Annotated in this window: 16 protein-coding genes; 6 read left to right on the top strand and 10 right to left on the bottom strand. The window is 63.4% G+C overall.

The annotated features are described in order from the left end of the window. Nucleotides 1–30: 30 nt before the first annotated feature. From BMY30_RS13770 to BMY30_RS13755, 4 genes are all read right to left on the bottom strand, one after another. The gene (locus BMY30_RS13770) at nucleotides 31–1,035 is read right to left on the bottom strand and encodes a sialic acid TRAP transporter substrate-binding protein SiaP (protein ID WP_089714677.1); all 1,005 of its coding nucleotides are present in this window, start codon (nucleotides 1,033–1,035) and stop codon (nucleotides 31–33) included. 301 nt (nucleotides 1,036–1,336) lie between these two features. Next, nucleotides 1,337–2,527: a four-carbon acid sugar kinase family protein gene (locus BMY30_RS13765; RefSeq protein WP_089714675.1), complete on the bottom strand. Its 1,191-nt coding sequence runs from the start codon at nucleotides 2,525–2,527 to the stop codon at nucleotides 1,337–1,339. After that, the gene (gene pdxA, locus BMY30_RS13760) at nucleotides 2,524–3,537 is read right to left on the bottom strand and encodes a 4-hydroxythreonine-4-phosphate dehydrogenase PdxA (RefSeq protein WP_089714673.1); all 1,014 of its coding nucleotides are present in this window, start codon (nucleotides 3,535–3,537) and stop codon (nucleotides 2,524–2,526) included. Before pdxA ends, BMY30_RS13765 begins: the two co-directional genes overlap by 4 nt. Beyond that, entirely contained in the window at nucleotides 3,534–4,298 is a 765-nt protein-coding gene (locus BMY30_RS13755; RefSeq protein ID WP_089714671.1) for an SDR family NAD(P)-dependent oxidoreductase, read from the bottom strand. The genes pdxA and BMY30_RS13755 overlap by 4 nt, the downstream gene beginning before the upstream one ends. A gap of 145 nt (nucleotides 4,299–4,443) precedes the next feature. Between BMY30_RS13755 and BMY30_RS13750 the strand changes: the two genes are divergently transcribed. The 3 genes from BMY30_RS13750 to BMY30_RS13740 are packed head-to-tail and all read left to right on the top strand — an operon-like array spanning nucleotide 4,444 to nucleotide 8,373. Then, nucleotides 4,444–5,607, top strand: coding sequence for a fumarylacetoacetate hydrolase family protein (locus tag BMY30_RS13750; RefSeq protein WP_089714669.1), 1,164 nt, complete (start codon nucleotides 4,444–4,446; stop codon nucleotides 5,605–5,607). Nucleotides 5,608–5,646: 39 nt separating this feature from the next. Further along, nucleotides 5,647–6,945, top strand: a complete 1,299-nt coding sequence (locus BMY30_RS13745) for an L-fuconate dehydratase (RefSeq protein WP_089714667.1) — start codon at nucleotides 5,647–5,649, stop codon at nucleotides 6,943–6,945. Between the two features lie 6 nt (nucleotides 6,946–6,951). Continuing rightward, nucleotides 6,952–8,373, top strand: coding sequence for an FAD-binding oxidoreductase (locus tag BMY30_RS13740; RefSeq protein WP_089714666.1), 1,422 nt, complete (start codon nucleotides 6,952–6,954; stop codon nucleotides 8,371–8,373). A gap of 19 nt (nucleotides 8,374–8,392) precedes the next feature. Here BMY30_RS13740 and hpaI read toward each other — a convergent pair whose 3' ends face one another. Further along, complete coding sequence (gene hpaI, locus BMY30_RS13735) at nucleotides 8,393–9,163, bottom strand: 4-hydroxy-2-oxoheptanedioate aldolase (RefSeq protein WP_089714664.1); 771 nt, start codon at nucleotides 9,161–9,163, stop codon at nucleotides 8,393–8,395. Between the two features lie 246 nt (nucleotides 9,164–9,409). Here hpaI and BMY30_RS13730 point away from each other — a divergent pair, with 246 nt between their 5' ends. From BMY30_RS13730 to BMY30_RS13720, 3 genes are all read left to right on the top strand, one after another. Next, nucleotides 9,410–10,486, top strand: a complete 1,077-nt coding sequence (locus BMY30_RS13730) for a TRAP transporter substrate-binding protein (protein ID WP_089714662.1) — start codon at nucleotides 9,410–9,412, stop codon at nucleotides 10,484–10,486. 74 nt (nucleotides 10,487–10,560) lie between these two features. Next, on the top strand, nucleotides 10,561–11,157 hold the full coding sequence (locus BMY30_RS13725; protein WP_089714660.1) for a TRAP transporter small permease: 597 nt from the start codon (nucleotides 10,561–10,563) through the stop codon (nucleotides 11,155–11,157). Nucleotides 11,158–11,160: 3 nt separating this feature from the next. Continuing rightward, nucleotides 11,161–12,444 carry a TRAP transporter large permease gene (locus tag BMY30_RS13720; protein ID WP_089714658.1) on the top strand — a complete coding sequence of 428 codons (1,284 nt, stop codon included), beginning with the start codon at nucleotides 11,161–11,163 and terminating at the stop codon, nucleotides 12,442–12,444. 41 nt (nucleotides 12,445–12,485) lie between these two features. Here BMY30_RS13720 and BMY30_RS13715 read toward each other — a convergent pair whose 3' ends face one another. The 5 genes from BMY30_RS13715 to BMY30_RS13695 are packed head-to-tail and all read right to left on the bottom strand — an operon-like array spanning nucleotide 12,486 to nucleotide 17,103. Continuing rightward, nucleotides 12,486–13,409 carry a 2-dehydro-3-deoxygalactonokinase gene (locus BMY30_RS13715; protein WP_089714656.1) on the bottom strand — a complete coding sequence of 308 codons (924 nt, stop codon included), beginning with the start codon at nucleotides 13,407–13,409 and terminating at the stop codon, nucleotides 12,486–12,488. Next, nucleotides 13,406–14,053, bottom strand: a complete 648-nt coding sequence (locus tag BMY30_RS13710; protein WP_089714654.1) for a 2-dehydro-3-deoxy-6-phosphogalactonate aldolase — start codon at nucleotides 14,051–14,053, stop codon at nucleotides 13,406–13,408. The genes BMY30_RS13715 and BMY30_RS13710 overlap by 4 nt, the downstream gene beginning before the upstream one ends. Before the next feature lie 36 nt (nucleotides 14,054–14,089). After that, nucleotides 14,090–15,238: a galactonate dehydratase gene (gene dgoD / locus BMY30_RS13705; protein WP_089714652.1), complete on the bottom strand. Its 1,149-nt coding sequence runs from the start codon at nucleotides 15,236–15,238 to the stop codon at nucleotides 14,090–14,092. A gap of 14 nt (nucleotides 15,239–15,252) precedes the next feature. Then, nucleotides 15,253–16,167, bottom strand: coding sequence for a DMT family transporter (locus BMY30_RS13700; RefSeq protein WP_089714649.1), 915 nt, complete (start codon nucleotides 16,165–16,167; stop codon nucleotides 15,253–15,255). 57 nt (nucleotides 16,168–16,224) lie between these two features. Next, the gene (locus BMY30_RS13695) at nucleotides 16,225–17,103 is read right to left on the bottom strand and encodes an NAD(P)-dependent oxidoreductase (RefSeq protein WP_089714646.1); all 879 of its coding nucleotides are present in this window, start codon (nucleotides 17,101–17,103) and stop codon (nucleotides 16,225–16,227) included. Nucleotides 17,104–17,283 lie beyond the last annotated feature (180 nt).

Raw genomic sequence — 17,283 nt, 5'->3', positions numbered from 1 at the left:
AGGGGTGGCGCGTCGGCAACGAGAAGGAGATTACTGACCGATAGCCTGAAGGCGGTCGTAAGTTTCCTGATCCCAGGTGGCGTCTTCACCGGTATGGTAGGGGATGGTCGCTTCGCGGAAGGGCGTGATGTCGACTTCATTGACGGTCACTCCCTGCTCCTCGAACCAGGCGACGAGGTCCTCCTCAGACTGCAGGATGTCTTCGGTGATCTTCTCGCCGGCTTCCATGTAGACCTCGCGGAAAATCTCGCGGTCCTCTTCGGACAGGCGATTCCATAGCGGCCCGCCGGCAATGGTGATCAGCGAGTCCGTGATATGGCCGGTCAGGTTGATGTAATCCTGTACCTCGTAAAAGGCCTTGGCTTTGATGGTCGGCAGCGGGTTCTCTTGGGCATCCACCACACCTTGCTGCAGTGCCAGGTATACTTCAGCGAAGGCAATTGGCGTCGGGTTGGCACCTACGGCCTCGGGGAACATCATGTACATCGGCGCATTGGGGGTGCGGATCTTGAGGTCCTGCATGTCTGCGGGAACATTGATCGGCTTGTTGGAGGTGACATGACGCTTGCCGTAGTAGTTCATCGCCAGCGGCACGTTGCCGGTCGCGTCCTGATAGCCTTGGGCGATCTCATCGAAGAGGTCACTGTCGGCATAGGCACGCCAGTGATCGAAATCGCGGAACATGTAAGGAGCCCCTGCGATGCCGATGGGGCCGTGGAAGCGCCCGGCGAACTGATTACCGGTGTAGATGAGGTCCACAGTACCCAGTTGCAGACCCTCGTTGATGTCGGCCTCCTTGCCCAACGACGAGGCGGGATGGACCTCGATGTTATAGCGTCCGTCGGTACGTTCCGCGATCTCCTCGGCTGCCCACAGTGCCCACTCGTGATAGGGCTCGGAGGTCTCATAAACGTGGGCGAAATTCAGGGTTTCCTGTGCCTGGGCAATGCCGGCGATACTGACCCCGGCCGCCAGCATGGCAGCCGTCATGGCGCGCACGAATGTTGCTTGGCGTTGGCTCTTGTTGTCACTCATGGTACTTCTCCTCACAGCGCTCTGGACGTTGTTGTGGTTGTGGTCTGGCAGGTGGCCGTATGGATTCTTGCTGCTATATCCCCAAGGTTAAAACCTTTCCTCAAGGTCAAGACCCTTCGAGGCTAGACACTTCAGGGACAGGCCCTTCAAGAACAGTCACTTTGGCTACGTTTCTTGAAGGTCAGTGTCTTCCTGTATACGTCTCATACCACCTGATTCAAAGCTAGCGCTCCATATCCGACAATGCAACCATGGTTGGGCGATCTCATCCATGCATGAGATCGCGCGCTCCTCTGCTGTCTTAATCGCCATCCTCACTTGCGAAGGGCGAGCCGAGAAAGGCTTCGAGTTCCACCAGCAGGTCCGGATGGCCAAAACCGCCTGCCTTGGTCATCACCCATCGCTGGCGATCCCCCTCGAGACAGCCCGTCGCCACGCCTGGCGACCACTCGGCATTCACCTGGATAAAGGTCACAGCCAGTCGCGACAACACCGCCATGGCGATGTCCCCGCCGGTCAGAAACAGCAGCCCAGGCCCCGGCGGCCATTGACCGACGGTGGCCTCGACGCGTATCGCCATTGCCTGCGCCACCTCATCTGCATCAAGGGCCTGGTGAGATGGCCCACCGGGAATCACCAGATCGGGTTGAACGGTAGGCTCTGCCGAAGGGGATGCCAGTGCCTCCGCGATGGTCAGCGCCGGTTCAACACGACACAGTCGTTTCACCTGCTCTGTCGCCCGAGGGCTTCGCGACCCCACTACGTAGAGACGCGACAAGCCATCCCGAGGTATCACAAGGCCAGGCTGTGGTTGACCGAAAAGGTGCCGGGCGATCGCCGTTGCCAGGCCCGCAGCTCCGACCATCAGCCAAGCGGCCACATCGGCCCGGCTGGCCTCCTGGAGGTGGTCAAGATCGTGGTCGCTCTCCGCATCCGCGATACAGTCCGTCGCCGGTAATCCATCATCCGATCGGGACGAATAGCGAGTCAGGGACAATCCCTGCCAAGCGAACACCTCGTCGAGAGGGCCCAGAGGGGGTGCCGACCGCGCATCTTCGCCATAGGCCGTAGAGGCCAGGGGGACACCCTCTACATACACTTCGGCATCACACAGGAGGCGCCCTTGGGCCGGCACGGCCGGCGACAGCAGCAGGCGCCTCCCGCATGCCTCGCGCATTGCCAGGCATTCGGCCACCACCTGGCCGCGCAGGGTCGAATCGATCTTCTTGAACCAGACCTCGGGAGCAATCCGGGAAAGCAAGTCCGTGGCCAGGGCGACCCGTTCGGCGGCCAGCGAGGCATCAAGGTGCCGCGACTGGGTGTTGACCGCAATGACCGCCGGCAGCGAATCTTGCCAGGTGTCCAGCAAGGCCTCGAGGTGCTCCAGAGCCACCACGACCCGAGTGCCGGCGCCGCGTGCCGCGAAGGGCGCTGCGGCATCCAGCGCTCCGGTCAGGTCATCGGCGACGATCGCCACTCGGCAGGCACTCACGGCGGATCATCCCTGACCAGGCGATGCGCATAGGCGATCGCCGATCCCAGGTTGGTGGCATCGGCCTTGCCCTGCCAGGCGATGTCGAAGGCGGTACCGTGATCCACCGAGGTCCGCTGGATCGGCAGGCCGAGGCTGACGTTCACCGTGGTATCGAAGGCGATCAGCTTGACCGGGATGTGGCCCTGATCATGGTATTGCGCCACCACCAGGTCGAACTCCCCCCGTGAAGCGCGATAGAAGACCGTGTCGGCGGAGATGGGGCCGCTGACATCGAAACCGCGCGCCTGAAGTTCCTCGACAGCTGGCACGATGCAGCGTGTGTCCTCGTCGCCGAAGATGCCACCCTCACCGCAGTGGGGATTGAGCCCGGCGACCGCGATGCGTGGTGTCTCGATGCCCAGCGAGACGAGGTGTTCGTGTCCGGCCTCCACGGTGGCGACGATACGCTCCGGTGTGACCCTGTTGATGGCTTCACGCAGCGACACATGGGTCGAGACATGCAGGGTCGAGAGATGCTCGGAGGCCAGCAACATGAAGGAGGACGGTGCACCGGTCAGCGAAGCCAGCATCCCGGTATGGCCATCGTAGTGATGGCCAGCCTCATGCAGCGCTGCCTTATTGAGAGGAGCGGTGACGATCACCCCGGCTCGACCCGACTGGACCAGGTCCACCGCCACCTCTACACAGCGAAACGCCATATCACCGGCGGCGGCACTGATGCGCCCCTCGGCAAGCTCGACCCCTTCAGGGAGTTCAACCCCTGCCACCGCTACGCTGCCTGGCGACGTTTCCGCTGCATCGAGAACGACGAAGTCCAGGTCGCTGCCCAGCATCCGGGCGGCGCGCCGATAGATGGCAGGGTCGCCCACCAGCAGTGTCGTGGCACGGTCCTCGGGCGACATGGCCGCCACCGCCCGGCAGATGATCTCCGGTCCGATGCCCGCCGGGTCACCCATGGTAATTGCGATATCGTACTGTCTTGAAACGGCGTGGCTGGAATCACTCATGGCATCAGCTGCCCACCATTGACCTCGATCACCTGGCCGGTGACGTAACCACTCAGGGCATCAGTGGCCAGGAAGAGATAGGCACCGACGCAGTCTTCAGCATTGCCAAGCCGGCCCTGGGGGATCGTCGCACGCGCCGCTTCCATCTGGGCATCGTTGGAGTGGCGCTCATGGAAGTCGGTGGTGATCACGCCGGGTGCCACGGCGTTGACACGGATGTTCTCCCCTGCGAGCTCCTTGGCCATGTTGCGGGTCAAGGTAGTGACGAAGCCCTTGGCCGAGGCATAGAGTCCGGCGCCCGTTCCTCCACCGTTGCGCGCGGCGATCGAGCCTGTATGGATGATGTTCCCGCGCCCGGCATGACGAAAGTAGGGCAGTGCCGCGCGGCTGGCCATGACCACCGAACGAGCATTGAGGTCCATCACTCGATCGTAATGCGCATCGTCCATCTCATCCAGGCTGACGCGTCCCAGCATGTCGCCCGCATTGTTGATCAGCAGATCCAGGCCACCCAAGTGCTCAGCCGCCTCATCGACGATACGCATGGCCTCGGCCGACCGGCTGACATCGCCCTTGACGAGGCGGGCCTCCCCGCCGTTCTCGCGAATCGCCCGGCATACCGCTTCGGCCCCGGCGTCACTGGAGTGATAATGCACCGCCACCCGGCACCCGAGTCGCCCAAGTTGGGTCGCCACGGCCGCACCGATACCACGACTGGCACCTGTCACCAGTACTCGCCTACCCTTTAATTCATCGAACATGTCTCGCTCTCCTGCTCGCTGTCGCAACGAGGTCATCTGTTGGTTATAGTGACATTGGCATACCTGTCATACATCAATACACCAATAGCACGCTCGTCGAAGGCTGGCCAGCCGCCCGCCCGCCATTCCCGCCGTTGGAGGCACCATGATTCCGCTCTCGCCGACTGACCTTCTTCCCCGTGATCATCACCAGGCCCTGCTGGTGGGGCGTGCCTGGTTGGACTCACCCCAGCCGGGACCTGCACTGATCGCCATTCGGGGAGAGGACGTCATCGATATCAGCACCGCCGGCCCGACCATGGCCGATCTCCTGGAGCGGGATGATCTTGCCGAGATCGTACGCTCCAGCGATGGTGCCAGCCTAGGCTCGGTCGAAACACTGCTGGGCAACTCCCTTGCTACGCCAACCAGGGCTCCCTACCTGCTGGCCCCCTGCGACGTCCAGGCCATCAAGGCCTGCGGGGTGACCTTCGCGGTCAGCCTGATGGAGCGGGTGATCGAGGAGCAGGCCGGCGGTGATCCGGCGCGTGCCAACGAGCTTCGCGAGGAGCTCCAGGCCCTGATCGGCAAGGACCTGTCGCGTATCAAGCCCGGCTCCGACGAGGCCATGGCGCTCAAGGAGGCACTCCAGGCCCGGGGCGGCTGGTCCCAGTACATGGAGGTCGGCATCGGCCCGGATGCCGAGGTCTTCACCAAAGCACAGCCCCTCTCATCGGTAGGCCTGGGCACCACCGTGGGGCTGCACCCTTCGTCGAAATGGAACAATCCCGAACCCGAGATCGTGCTGGCGGTCGACAGCCGTGGTCGAGTCAGGGGGGCCACCCTGGGCAATGACGTCAATCTGCGCGACGTGGAAGGCCGCAGCGCCCTGCTGCTGGGCAAGGCCAAGGATAACAATGCCTCCAGCGCTATCGGTCCCTTCATTCGCGTCTTCGATGAGCGGTTTGATATCGACACCCTGCGCCAGTGTCAGGTATCGCTGCGCATCGAAGGGGCCGACGATGACTTCCTGCTCGATGACAGCAGCGACATGCGTGAGATCAGCCGGGATCCGCTGGACCTGGTCGCCCAGACCATCGGCGCCCATCACCAGTATCCCGATGGCTTCATGCTCTACCTGGGCACCATGTTCTCGCCGATTCAGGATCGTGACGGCCCCGGCCAAGGGTTCACCCACCACTCGGGCGACCGTGTGACCATCGCGACCCCGGCGCTCGGCGCCCTGGTCAACGAGGTCGGTTACAGCGACCAACTACCACCCTGGACCTTCGGCATCCGCCAGTTGATGCAGCATCTTTCCCGGGGCTGAGCCCAGGACTTCCCTGTACCGAACAAAGTGGAGATCACCATGACCACCATCACCCGCGTCGAGGTCCAGGACATCCGCTTCCCGACGTCTCGTTCACTGGACGGCTCGGACGCCATGAACGCCGCCCCGGACTACTCCGCCACCTACGTGATCCTGCACACCGACGATGACAAGGGCCCCCAGGGCCACGGCCTGACCTTCACCATCGGCCGGGGCAACGAGATCGTCGTCACCGCGGTGCGCTCGCTCACCCCGCTCCTCGAGGGCCGCTCGCTGGAGACGATCACCGCCAATATGGGCGCCTTCTGGCGCGAGATCACCGGCGACAGCCAGTTGCGCTGGATCGGCCCCGACAAGGGCGCGATTCACCTCGCCACCGCTGCCCTGGTCAATGCCATCTGGGACCTGTGGGCCAAGCGCGAAGGCAAGCCGATCTGGAAGCTGCTGGCCGACATGCGCCCCGAGGAACTGGTGCACTGCCTCGACTTCCGATTCGTCACCGATGCCCTGACACCGGAAGAAGCCATCGCCTTGCTTCGCCGGCAGGAATCCGGCAAGGCCGAGCGCGAGGCCGAGATGCGCCGCGACGGCTTTCCCGGCTACACCACCTCGGCGGGCTGGCTCGGCTATACTGACGACAAGGTGCGACAGCTGGCGCGCGACGCCCTGAACGAGGGTTGGACCCATTTCAAGCAGAAGATCGGCGGCGACCTAGAAGAGGATATTCGTCGTGCCGCCCTGCTGCGCGAGGAGATCGGTTGGGACAATGTCCTGATGATGGATGCCAACCAAGTCTGGGACGTCGACGAGACCGTCACCAAGATGCGTCGGCTAGCCGAGTTCGACCCGCTATGGATCGAGGAACCCACCAGCCCCGATGACATCCTCGGCCACGCCGAGATCCGCCATCGGGTGGCACCCATCGGCGTAGCCACCGGCGAGCATTGCCACAACAAGGTGATGTTCAAGCAGTTCCTCCAGGCCGAGGCCATCGACTACTGCCAGATCGATGCGGCACGACTCGGTGGGCTAAACGAGGTCATCCTGGTGGTGCTCATGGCCGCCAAGTTCGGCGTGCCCATCTGCCCCCATGCCGGCGGGGTCGGCCTCTGTGAATACGTCCAGCACATCTCGCTGTTCGATTACATCGCCGTCTCGGGCAACCTCGACGGCCGGGTGCTCGAGTACGTCGACCACCTGCATGAGCACTTCGTCGACCCGGTATCGATTCGCCGCGGCCGTTACCAAGTCCCCGAGGCGCCGGGCTACAGCATTACCATGCACGACGCCTCACTGGCCGATCACCGTTATCCTGATGGCGCCGCCTGGCAGGAGTAACCCCGAATGAGCGACGACACCTCCCTATTGGCGATCCTCGAGCAGCAGCTCGGCAAGCGGGCCGTGTTGCGCGATCCCGCAGACCAGGCCCGCTACCTCAGCGACTGGGCCGGCAATCGGCTGGGCATGCCCTTGGCCGTGGTACGCCCGGCCTCCACCGCCGAACTTGCCGAGGTCGTGGCGCTCTGCCGTGAACATGGCGTTGCCATGACGCCCCAGGGCGGGCACAGCGGTCTGGTGGCCGGTGCCCTGCCGGCCAGTGACGGTCGAGAATTGGTGATCAGCCTGGAACGCCTGAATCGTATCCGCGACATCGACCCGGTCAACTTCTCCATGACCGTGGACGCCGGCTGCATCCTCGAGACCATCAAGCAGGCCGCCGCCGAGCATGACTGCGACTTCCCTCTTTCCCTGGGCGCCCAGGGGAGTTGCCAGATCGGTGGCAACATCGCCACCAATGCCGGCGGGCTCAACGTACTGCGCCACGGCATGATGCGCCAGCTGGTACTCGGCCTGGAGGTGGTCCTTCCGGATGGTCGGATCTGGAACGGCCTGAATACCCTGCACAAGGACAACCGCGGGGTCGACCTCAAGCAGCTGTTCCTTGGCAGCGAAGGCACGCTGGGCATCGTATCCGGCGCCGTGCTCAAGCTGGTCCCCAAGGCCGAACAGAGCCGCACCGCCTTGCTGGGGCTGCCCTCCGTGGAGGCGGTCATCGATCTCTACGTCTTGGCCCGGCGGGGCTGCAGCGACCTGCTCACGGCCTTCGAACTGATACCGCGACGCTGCATCGAGCTGGCCATGGAGGCCACCCCGAGCCTGAGCGACCCCATGGAAGAGGCACACCCCTGGTACGTGCTGATGGAAGTCGCCGCCACCGGCCCAGTGGATCTCAGCGCCATGCTAGAGCAACTCCTCGAGCGGGGCATGGAGCGCGAGCTTGTCCTCGATGGCGCGCTGGCCAGCAGCGAGAACCAATCACTGCAGTTGTGGCAATTCCGCGAGAGCATGCTGGAAGGCCAGCGCCTGCGCGGCGAGCATCTGCGAACCGACATCTCGGTACCGATCTCGGCGATCCCCGCCTTCGTGACCGAGGCCACCGAGGCGGTGATGGCGGCCTCGCCGGACTGCGAGATCATCGCTTATGGCCATGTCGGCGACGGCAACCTGCACTTCAATATTCTGCCACCAGGCACGCTCGACAATGACGCCAAGCACGACCATCTGCATGCCCTCGAGACGACTCTGTTCGAGGTGCTGGACGGCTTCGATGGCAGCATCAGTGCCGAGCATGGCATCGGCCGCGCCAAGCAAGCGGCCTATCTGTCGCGACTCTCGCCAATGGAGCTCGAGCTGGCCCGAGGCATCAAGACGCTACTCGATCCGGACGGCCTGATGAATGCGGGGCGGATCCTTCCCGCCCGCTGAGATGAAACGCTTTTCGATTTCAGGAGGGACGAAACCGCTGCGCCAGCCCATGCATCGCCTTCATCAGCAGGAGGGTATCGATGCCGACCCCAACGAAGCCACAGCCGGCATCGATATAGCCCCTGGCCTCGTCCTCGTCGACGGTGACAATGCCCGCCGGCTTGCCGACGGCACGCAACCGCGCGATGGCATGGTGAATCGCCGACCGCACCTCGGGATGGCCGGGGTCACCCAGATGCCCCATGGAAGCCGAGAGATCGGCCGGGCCGATGAAGACACCGTCGACTCCCTCGATGGCGGCGATGGCCTCCAGATTCTCCAGGCCCTGGAGGGTTTCCACCTGCACCAGCAGGCACAGTTCGTCGTCGGCCCGGGTCAGGTAGTCGTCGACGACCCCCCAGTGGGCAGCTCGCGCCAGCACATGGCCCACGCCGCGAACCCCCCGCGGCGGATAGCGCATGGCCGCCACCAGGGAGGCGGCCTGGCCTGCCGTTTCCACCATGGGGACCAGCAGGGTCTGTACCCCGATATCCAGGTACTGCTTGATCAGCACCGGGTCTCCGACCGGGGGGCGCACGATGGGATGGGAAGCGTAGGGAGCGATGGCCTGAAGCTGGCCCAGCAGGCCCTTCAGATCGTTGGGCGAATGCTCGGCATCCAGCAGCAACCAGTCGAATCCCGTCGTGGCCGCCATCTCAGCCGTGTAGGGATTGGCCAGGCCCAGCCACAGCCCGGTCAGCGTCTCGCCGGCCAGGAGGCGGCACTTGAAGGGGGTCTCGTAAGTCTGCATGGTTTTCTCTCCTCTCTACTTGTCATACAAGCATACCGTCATTCATAGTGAGATTTGTCGCCATGCGGAGATCTGAACTACGTTTTCCCTTGCGACCCGCCATCGCTGCTGGAGTCCCGACGTGATCCGACGGCGCTGCCGGAATGTGGAACCAATCAATAATTCGCCACCCTGTTCCGCGATGAGGCTCGCCGAGGCCAAGGCCCAGAGGCGCGCTCCACGCAGAACACCAAGGAGTAAGATGCCATGATGCCTATCTGGCGCAGCACGCTGACACTGGCCGGCGCGGCCACCCTCACCCTGGGCATGGCCCATGCACAGACACCGGACCTCTCCGAGCCACCTGCCATCGACGGTGACATGGTCGGTGATCACGGCAGCCACACCATCCGCATGGGCATTGGCCTGGCCGAAAGTTCCCCGCAGTATCTCTCGAGCCAGTATTTCGCCGACATCCTCGCCGAGCGCAGCGACGGACGGCTGACCGTCAACGTCTTCCCCAACAGCCAACTGGGTGACGATGTCCAGATGATGGAGATGATGCAGACCGGGACCCTGGACATGTCCTATCCCTCCTCCTCGCCGGCCACCACCTATGTGCCGGAACTGGCGGCATTCGACCTGCCCTTCCTGCTGCCGACCCGTGAGGCGGCCATCGCCGTCATGAACAGCGATGTCGCCCAGAGCATGCTGGATGCCTTCGATGGCACCGGCATCAAGGCACTGGCCTTCTCCGAGAATGGCTATCGCCAGCTTTCCAACAGCGTGCGTCCGGTCGAGACGCCGGAAGACGTTGGCGGACTCGACATGGGTGGCCTGACCATCCGCACCATGGAGAACCCGGTACACCTCTCCATCTGGGAAACCCTGGGCGCCAATCCCACCCCGATGGCCTTCGGTGAGCTGTTCTCGGCCATGGAGCAGGGTGTCGTCGACGGCCAGGAAAACCCCTGGAGCACCATCCTGACATCCAACTTCTACGAGGTTCAGGAGTACGGCTCCGAGACACGCCACGTCTATACGCCTTTCATGCTGATGATGTCCGAGCGCACCTGGGATGACCTGCACCCCGAGTATCAGGAGCTCGTCCAGGAGGCGGCTCGCAAGTCCGCTGCCTACGAGATCCAGCTGGCCACCGAGTACGACGACTGGGCGCGGAATCGCCTCGAGGAGCTCGGCATGCAAATCAATCGTCTGAACGACGAGCAGATTGCCGCCTTCCAGGAAGCCGTGCAGCCGGTCTATGACGAGTGGGCGCCGGAAATCGGCGAAGACCTGATTGCCGACATCCGCGAGATCGTCGACGAAACCATGAACAACTGATATCGCGTCATCCGATGATCGTTCAGCGACAAGGGGCCTTGCCTGGCCCCTTGTCCTGTCTCTGGAGTCTTACCATGTCTGAATCGACTTCTCCCCCACCCGATATCGATACCTATCTCGCTGATCCCAACCGTCGCGCCCTCGAGCTGGATTTCAAGGCGCGAAAGGGCCCCGCGGTCTTTCGTTGGCTGACCGTGGCCATGGAACACCTGATCGCCGCCATCCTGGTGGCCCTCATCATCTCGGTATCAGCCAATGTGATCGGACGCTCGTTGCTCAACAATTCGCTGCCCTGGGCGGATGAGCTGGCCCGGATGCTGTTTATCTGGTTGGTCTTCATCGGGGCCGCGGCGGCCTTCGCCCATTTCGAGCATATCGCAGTGGATTTCGTGGTCCGCAAGCTCAAGCCGCGTGCCGCCTACACGCTCTACCTAGTGCAACACCTGATCATCAGTGTACTGATGGGCATCATGATATGGGGCGGTTATGTGGTGATGTCCCGATCGACGGGTCAAACCGCTATACTCGGCGTGCCCTGGAACCTGATCAATGTCTCCCTGGTGCTGTGCTCGATCTTTATCCTCTCCGTGGCGCTGTGGCGCGCCTGGCAGTGTGTGCGGCTGATCCGCACGCCGCCGTTGTCCTCAAATTCTCAAAACGGAGTGCGTTGAGCCATGCTATGGATCTTTCTGGCCATCCTGTTCGCCTCCATCGGTATCGGACTGCCCATCGCCTTCGGCCTGGGTGTCGCCGGCGTCGTGATGGCAGTGCTGTCGGACATCCCGCTGTCGATTCTCATCGAACAGTCGATCCGGGGAGTCAACAGCTTCCCTCTGCTGGCCATTCCCTTTTTCATCCTGGTCGGAGAGGTGATGAGTCAGGGCGGGATCGCCCGTCGCTTGATGGACCTGGCCGGAGCCCTGGTCGGCTTCATGCGGGGCGGGCTTGGCCAGGTGGCAATCACCGGCTCGATGTTCTTCGGCGGCATCAGCGGCTCGGCCGTCGCCGACACCGCGGCCACCGGGGCGATGATGATTCCCTCCATGAAGCAGCAGGGTTATTCGGCGCCCCATGCCACCGCTATCAACACCGTCTCCTCGGTGATCGGGATCATCATTCCGCCGTCTATCCCCCTGATCCTGTTCGGCATCGTCACCGAGACCTCGATCAGTCGCCTGTTCATCGCCGGTATCGTGCCGGGGATGCTGATCGGCTTTGCGTTGATGTTAACCACCTTCATCCTGGCCAGCCTCAAGCATGCCGGGCAGACCCGTAAGTTTCGCCTCGATGTGCTCTGGCAGGCCTTCAAGGGCGCCTGGTTAGCGCTGGTGCTGCCGGTCATCGTGATTGGCGGCATCATCGGCGGGGTGTTCACGGCCACGGAAGCGGCGGTGGCCGCGCTGCTCTATTCACTGGCCATTTCGCTGCTGGTCTACCGCGAGTTCCCCCTGCGAGATCTCTGGGGAATGCTGATCCGTACTGCACGACTGACCGGCATGGTGCTCTTGCTGCTGGCCTTCGCCACGGTGATCGCCTGGTTCCTGACCATCAACATGGTGCCGCAGACACTGGTTCAGCAGGTCCAGGCGATCACCCAGGATCCCTTCTGGCTGTTGATGATCGTCGCCGGCCTGCTGCTCCTGGTGGGTTTCGTGATGGATCTGACCCCCGCCATGGTCATCATGGCGCCTATGCTGACACCGATCGCCACCTCGGTGGGCGTGGATCCGGTCTACTTCGGCGTTCTGATGGCCTACATCCTGGGCATCGGCCTGCTCACTCCACCGGTGGGGACCTGCCTCTATGTGGGCTGTGGGGTCGGCAAGGTATCCATGGAGCAACTGGTCAGGGCAATGCTGCCCTACTATGTGGCGCTATTGGTCGTACTGGTCATCCTGATCGCCTTCCCGGGGATCGTGACCTGGCTGCCGGATCTCACGGCGGTGCGCGGCAGTTGATAGCAATACGGTAGAACGAGGTAGCCAGCCTCGCAGGCTGGCTATCCCGCGGATCCGGCCCGGCAACGATTCAGCAGCCGGATCCCCTCGATGCTGGCCCTGTCGGCCTCGACCTGACAAACGGCCAGTCCGTGTATCTCCAAGGCCTGCCGGTAGCTCTCACTCAGCTCGCGAGACCCGACCAGAACGACACCTTCCTCTGCTTCGATATATGGCTGCATGCCAGCGAGTTCGCTACCGATCAGCACGCCCGAGAGAAAGCTGCCGATCTGCTCAGGTTCAAGGCCCGAGTGAAGATACCGACTCCTCGCCTCGAAGAGCGCATGCAGGATACCCGACGGATGTCGAGATGCGGCAAGCCCCTGCTCGAAACCCGCTGCATCGAAGGCCTCCTCACGGGGAATCGGCTGGCCCACCAGAGTATGAAAGCGCAGCACATGAAAGAGCTCGCCGGTCATCAGCGTCGTGAAATGGGTCAGCGTATTCTCCCGGGCACTGACCCACTTGCTATGCGTTCCCGGCAGGCAACAGAGGCCGCCGGGCCGTTGCGCCAGTGACAGGGCGCCGAAGGCCTGCACCTCCTCCCCACGCATCACGTCCACATGGGACGGCGTCACCATCCTGGCCCCAGGCACCAACCAGGCATTGTCCAGCCCGGGAGCGGGCATGAGGTTCGCTGCAAGGGCCTCCAGAGTCAGCGGCATCTCCAGTTGTGGTGCCTCGACCCAGCCACTGCGCGCCCCGACCATACCGGCGAGATAGATAGGCAGCGGTGCAATTCCTCCCGCGGCCATCCGCCATTCGGCCAGCTGCTCCCGGCAATAGTGGGGAAACTGCTCGGGTTCCAGTGCCCTCAGGCCGGCGGACGAGCGCTTCTCGCCGAGGCAGCGTCCCGTCTGGCCATCCACCAGGAAGGCGCGGAAGTTGCTCGTCCCCCAATCGACGGCGATGAAGGGGGCGGTCATGTCGCCACCTGAAGTCGGCGCCATTCTGCTACCAGGGTGGCACCACGCCGACCGACCTCGTCACTCGAGCGCCTAGTTGCATAGAGGCTGCCGCCCAGACCGAACCCCGCGATACCGGCCGCATGCCAGCTAGCCATCTCGTCGACACCAATGCCACCCACCGCCAGCACCGGCAGGTCTGGAGGCAAGACGGCGCGCAGGTCGCGATAATAACCGATACCTAGGCTCCCGGCCGGAAAGAGCTTTAGGGCGCAGGCGCCGGCGCGAACTGCCGCCAGGGCCTCGGTGGGTGTCATGCAGCCAACCAGGGGGGCCAGCCCAGCGTCTCGCCCGGCACGAATCACTTCGACGTCGGTGTTGGGCGTCACCAGCAGGGAAGCATCCAGGCTCGCCAGACGCGCCACATCCTCCACCGAGAGCACGGTGCCTGCACCGATCAGGATATCCGCCGGACAATGCGCCTTCAGTCGTGCAATGCTGTCCCAGGGATCCGGCGAGTTGAGTGGTACCTCGATCATGCGAAAGCCGCTGGCGATCAGCGCATCAGCCACCGCCAATACCTCATCGGGCCTTATGCCACGAAGGATGGCGACCAAGGGATATTCCGCCAAGGCGGCCTGCAGCTCACGGGGGTTATCGTTCATTCGTTCCACCTCATGGCTTTCGTTGCAAGGCGATCCTCACCATTCGGCCACCGAGCCATCTTGATGCGTCCAGAGAGGGTTGCGCCAGCGATGGCCGACCTCCGCGCGTTCCTCGACGAAGGCCTCATCGATCTCCACCCCAAGCCCGGGTCCCTCGGGAATCCGGCAATAGCCATCCTCGATGGCCAGCGCCGACTTGTCGAGCAGGTAATCAAGGACGTCATTCTCCTGGTTGTAGTGAATCCCCATGCTCTGTTCCTGGATGAAGGCGTTGTGATTGACCGCATCCACCTGGAGCGAGGCAGCCAGGGCCAGGGGCCCCAGCGGACAGTGCGGTGCCAGGGCAACATCATGGCAAGACGCCAGGCTGGCGATGCGCATGGCCTCGCTGATACCGCCACAGTGGGAGATATCCGGCTGGATGATATCGACCATGCCATCGGCGAGCAGGTCGCGGAACTGGTAGCGGGTGAACAAGCGTTCACCAGTGGCGATGGGGTAACCCAACCCCCCGGCAATCTGTTTGAGACTGGGCAAGTGCTCCGGCAGCACAGGCTCCTCCACGAACATCGGATGGAAGGCCTCGAGCTCGCGGAGCAATGCCTTGGCCATCGGCCGATGGACCCGACCATGGAAGTCGATGGCGATACCCACCTCGGGTCCCACCGCCTGACGGGCCTCGGCCACCCGAGCGATCGCCTCGTCGATACGCCCATGGGAATCGACGATGGCCATTTCCGCCGTACCGTTCATCTTGAAGGCCGTGAATCCCTGGTCGACCAGGGCCTGGGCACCGATACCCACCTCGCTGGGACGGTCGCCCCCCGTCCAGGCATACATCCGCATCCGCTCCCGACAGGCGCCGCCCAGCAGTTGATGCACGGGAACCCCCAGATCACGTCCCTTGAGATCCCAGAGGGCCTGATCGATTCCGGCGATGGCGCTCATCAGGATCGGACCACCACGATAGAAGCCACCTCGATACATTCGGTTCCAGAGGTGCTCGATACGGTGGGGATCCTCACCGACGAGCATATCGGCGAACTCATGGACCGCGGCCTCCACGGTGGCGGCGCGCCCCTCGATGACGGGCTCTCCCCAACCGAAGGCACCTTCGTCGGTCTCGATTTTAAGGAATAGCCAGCGAGGGGGTACCTGCCAGGTCTTCAACCGCGTGATCTTCATTATTCCTCTCCCTATTAGTCGATGCCGGCAGCCGACCGCAGTCGCTGTTCAAGGCGTCGTTCGTAGAGCCCCTTGGTGACAAGGGTGCCCAGCACCAGCCCACCCCCCACCAGGGCGATCGGCGCTGGCGTCTCGCCCAACAACCACCAGGCCCAGAGCGTACCGACCACTACCTCCAGGAGCAGCAGCAGGCCTACCTCAGCGGCAGGCAGGTAGAGCGGCCCGCGCTGCAGCAGGGTCACGCCCGTCGGCACGATGATCAGGCACAGCAGGACCACCAGCAACAAGCGATCGATCGGCGGCATCGCGAACCCGCCGCCGCCCAGCCACAACACCAGGGAAGCACTACCGCCCACGATGAGGCCGTTGAAGACGAGCATGGGGCTCATGTCGACGCCCGGGCGTCGACGGCAGAGCGTGAAGTTGAGGGCGAGGGTGGTGGCCGCCATGAGGGCGAAGGCATTGCCCACCCAGGAGCCCACGCCGGTGTCGTCGATCACGATCATCCCGATACCCAGCATGCACAGCCCGATCGAAAGCCAGGTACGCCGCGGCAGCCGCTCGGCAAGGATCACGCGGGACAGCAAGGCGGCGATCAGCGGTGCACCCGCCAGGATCAGCAGGACATTGCCCGCCTTGGTGTACTGGTTACCCAGCACGAACCCGCAGGTCGTCAGGCTGAACAACAAGGCGACCGCCACACCCGTCCAGCCGCAGCGCCGATAGACCTGCAGACTGCGACGTCCATGGCGGAACAGCACGATCAGGAAGAAACCCAGGGCAGACAAGAGTCCCCGCCACATCAGGATCTCGGCGTCCGGGAGGGCTGCCAGCTTGATCAGCAGGGCATCCGGCGACATGATCAGCGCCCCGCCGCCGGTCAGCAGCAGGCCCTGCTGGCGGTGGGAGAACGAGTGGAAGGCGCTCACGGAAGTCTCTCACCTGGCCAATCTAGCCCACCTGGCCCATAAGGGTGACCCATCATGTCAGTGGCTATCCCTCTCCAGGACACCGATGACCTCCGGCACGGACAACCCCTGATCCTCGATGGCGGCATAGAGGTCGCGGACTCCCGTCGCCACACCACGCGCCACGCCGAGCTGGTCGGTCATGGCGTGGTAATAGCCGATATCCTTGCTGGCGTTGGCCACGCTGAAGCGGAACCCCGAGGGATCACCGGTCTCGATATAAGGCCTCAGGCGCTCAAGGATCACGCCTCCCCCGCCGCCCTTGCCGAGCACCTCCAGCAGGGCCGCATCGTCGATACCGGCACGACGCGACGCCGCGGTAGCCTCGGCGAGTACCGCCGAGAAACCCAGGGAGACGTAGTTGTGCAGCAATTTGAGGGTATGCCCGGCCCCGACGCCCCCGGCATGGGCGATGTTCTCGGCGAAGCCCTCGAGCAGTGGCTTCACCTCGGCAAACAGGTCCGCCGGGGCGCCGACGATCAGGTTGAGGCGCCCTTCCTCGGCCTCCTTCGGGGTGCGAGTCATGGCCGCATCCATGAAGCGCCCACCGGCCTCGACGACACGTTGCGCGACGCGCTCAGTGGAACTGGGCAGGGCCGTGGAACAATCGATCACGATACTCCCCGGTGCCAACCCCTCCAGGACTCCCTCTGGTTGGAAGAGTACTGCCTCAACCTCGGGTGAGCCGGTCACACAGAGCAGTATCACCTCGGCATCCTCCGCGACCTCACGCCCCGAGGCCTTTGTTACCGCCCCGGCACCCAGCAGGTCATCCACGGGCTGATTGCCGGGATGATCGAGGAAACACAGCCGGTGGCCGGCCTTCAGAATATTGCGGGCGATGCCATGACCCATCAGGCCCACGCCTACCATGCCGACACGAAAGGAATGACTCATCAACTTGCTCCAAAAAGGGGTCGATAATCTCGGTCTCAGCCGTGGCGGGTAGCCACCGACTTGATTCGGTAGGCTTCTCAGTCCCTCGAAGCCCTAATCGCAGCCTTAGCCGGGGCGGGTTGACCGCAACCTCTCTGGCAAAAGCTTCATGAACACATCGACAACCTTGTATCACTGGAT

The sequence above is a fragment of the Halomonas daqiaonensis genome, assembly GCF_900109725.1.
Lineage (GTDB): Bacteria > Pseudomonadota > Gammaproteobacteria > Pseudomonadales > Halomonadaceae > Halomonas > Halomonas daqiaonensis.
The sequence above is the reverse complement of the archived record's forward strand: the minus strand, read 5'-3'. Positions and strand labels throughout refer to the sequence as shown.

Bases quoted from the DNA above. Each gene is read 5' to 3' on its own strand.
- BMY30_RS13710 (WP_089714654.1), bottom strand. From the start codon at position 14,053: ATGAACGATAACCCCCGTGAGCTGCAGGCCGCCTTGGCGGAATATCCC.
- BMY30_RS13755 (WP_089714671.1), bottom strand. From the start codon at position 4,298: ATGTTCGATGAATTAAAGGGTAGGCGAGTACTGGTGACAGGTGCCAGT.
- BMY30_RS13725 (WP_089714660.1), top strand. From the start codon at position 10,561: ATGTCTGAATCGACTTCTCCCCCACCCGATATCGATACCTATCTCGCT.
- BMY30_RS13750 (WP_089714669.1), top strand. From the start codon at position 4,444: ATGATTCCGCTCTCGCCGACTGACCTTCTTCCCCGTGATCATCACCAG.
- BMY30_RS13715 (WP_089714656.1), bottom strand. From the start codon at position 13,409: ATGACCGCCCCCTTCATCGCCGTCGATTGGGGGACGAGCAACTTCCGC.
- BMY30_RS13740 (WP_089714666.1), top strand. From the start codon at position 6,952: ATGAGCGACGACACCTCCCTATTGGCGATCCTCGAGCAGCAGCTCGGC.
- BMY30_RS13720 (WP_089714658.1), top strand. From the start codon at position 11,161: ATGCTATGGATCTTTCTGGCCATCCTGTTCGCCTCCATCGGTATCGGA.
- BMY30_RS13695 (WP_089714646.1), bottom strand. From the start codon at position 17,103: ATGAGTCATTCCTTTCGTGTCGGCATGGTAGGCGTGGGCCTGATGGGT.
- pdxA (WP_089714673.1), bottom strand. From the start codon at position 3,537: ATGAGTGATTCCAGCCACGCCGTTTCAAGACAGTACGATATCGCAATT.
- dgoD (WP_089714652.1), bottom strand. From the start codon at position 15,238: ATGAAGATCACGCGGTTGAAGACCTGGCAGGTACCCCCTCGCTGGCTA.
- BMY30_RS13770 (WP_089714677.1), bottom strand. From the start codon at position 1,035: ATGAGTGACAACAAGAGCCAACGCCAAGCAACATTCGTGCGCGCCATG.
- hpaI (WP_089714664.1), bottom strand. From the start codon at position 9,163: ATGCAGACTTACGAGACCCCCTTCAAGTGCCGCCTCCTGGCCGGCGAG.
- BMY30_RS13745 (WP_089714667.1), top strand. From the start codon at position 5,647: ATGACCACCATCACCCGCGTCGAGGTCCAGGACATCCGCTTCCCGACG.
- BMY30_RS13730 (WP_089714662.1), top strand. From the start codon at position 9,410: ATGATGCCTATCTGGCGCAGCACGCTGACACTGGCCGGCGCGGCCACC.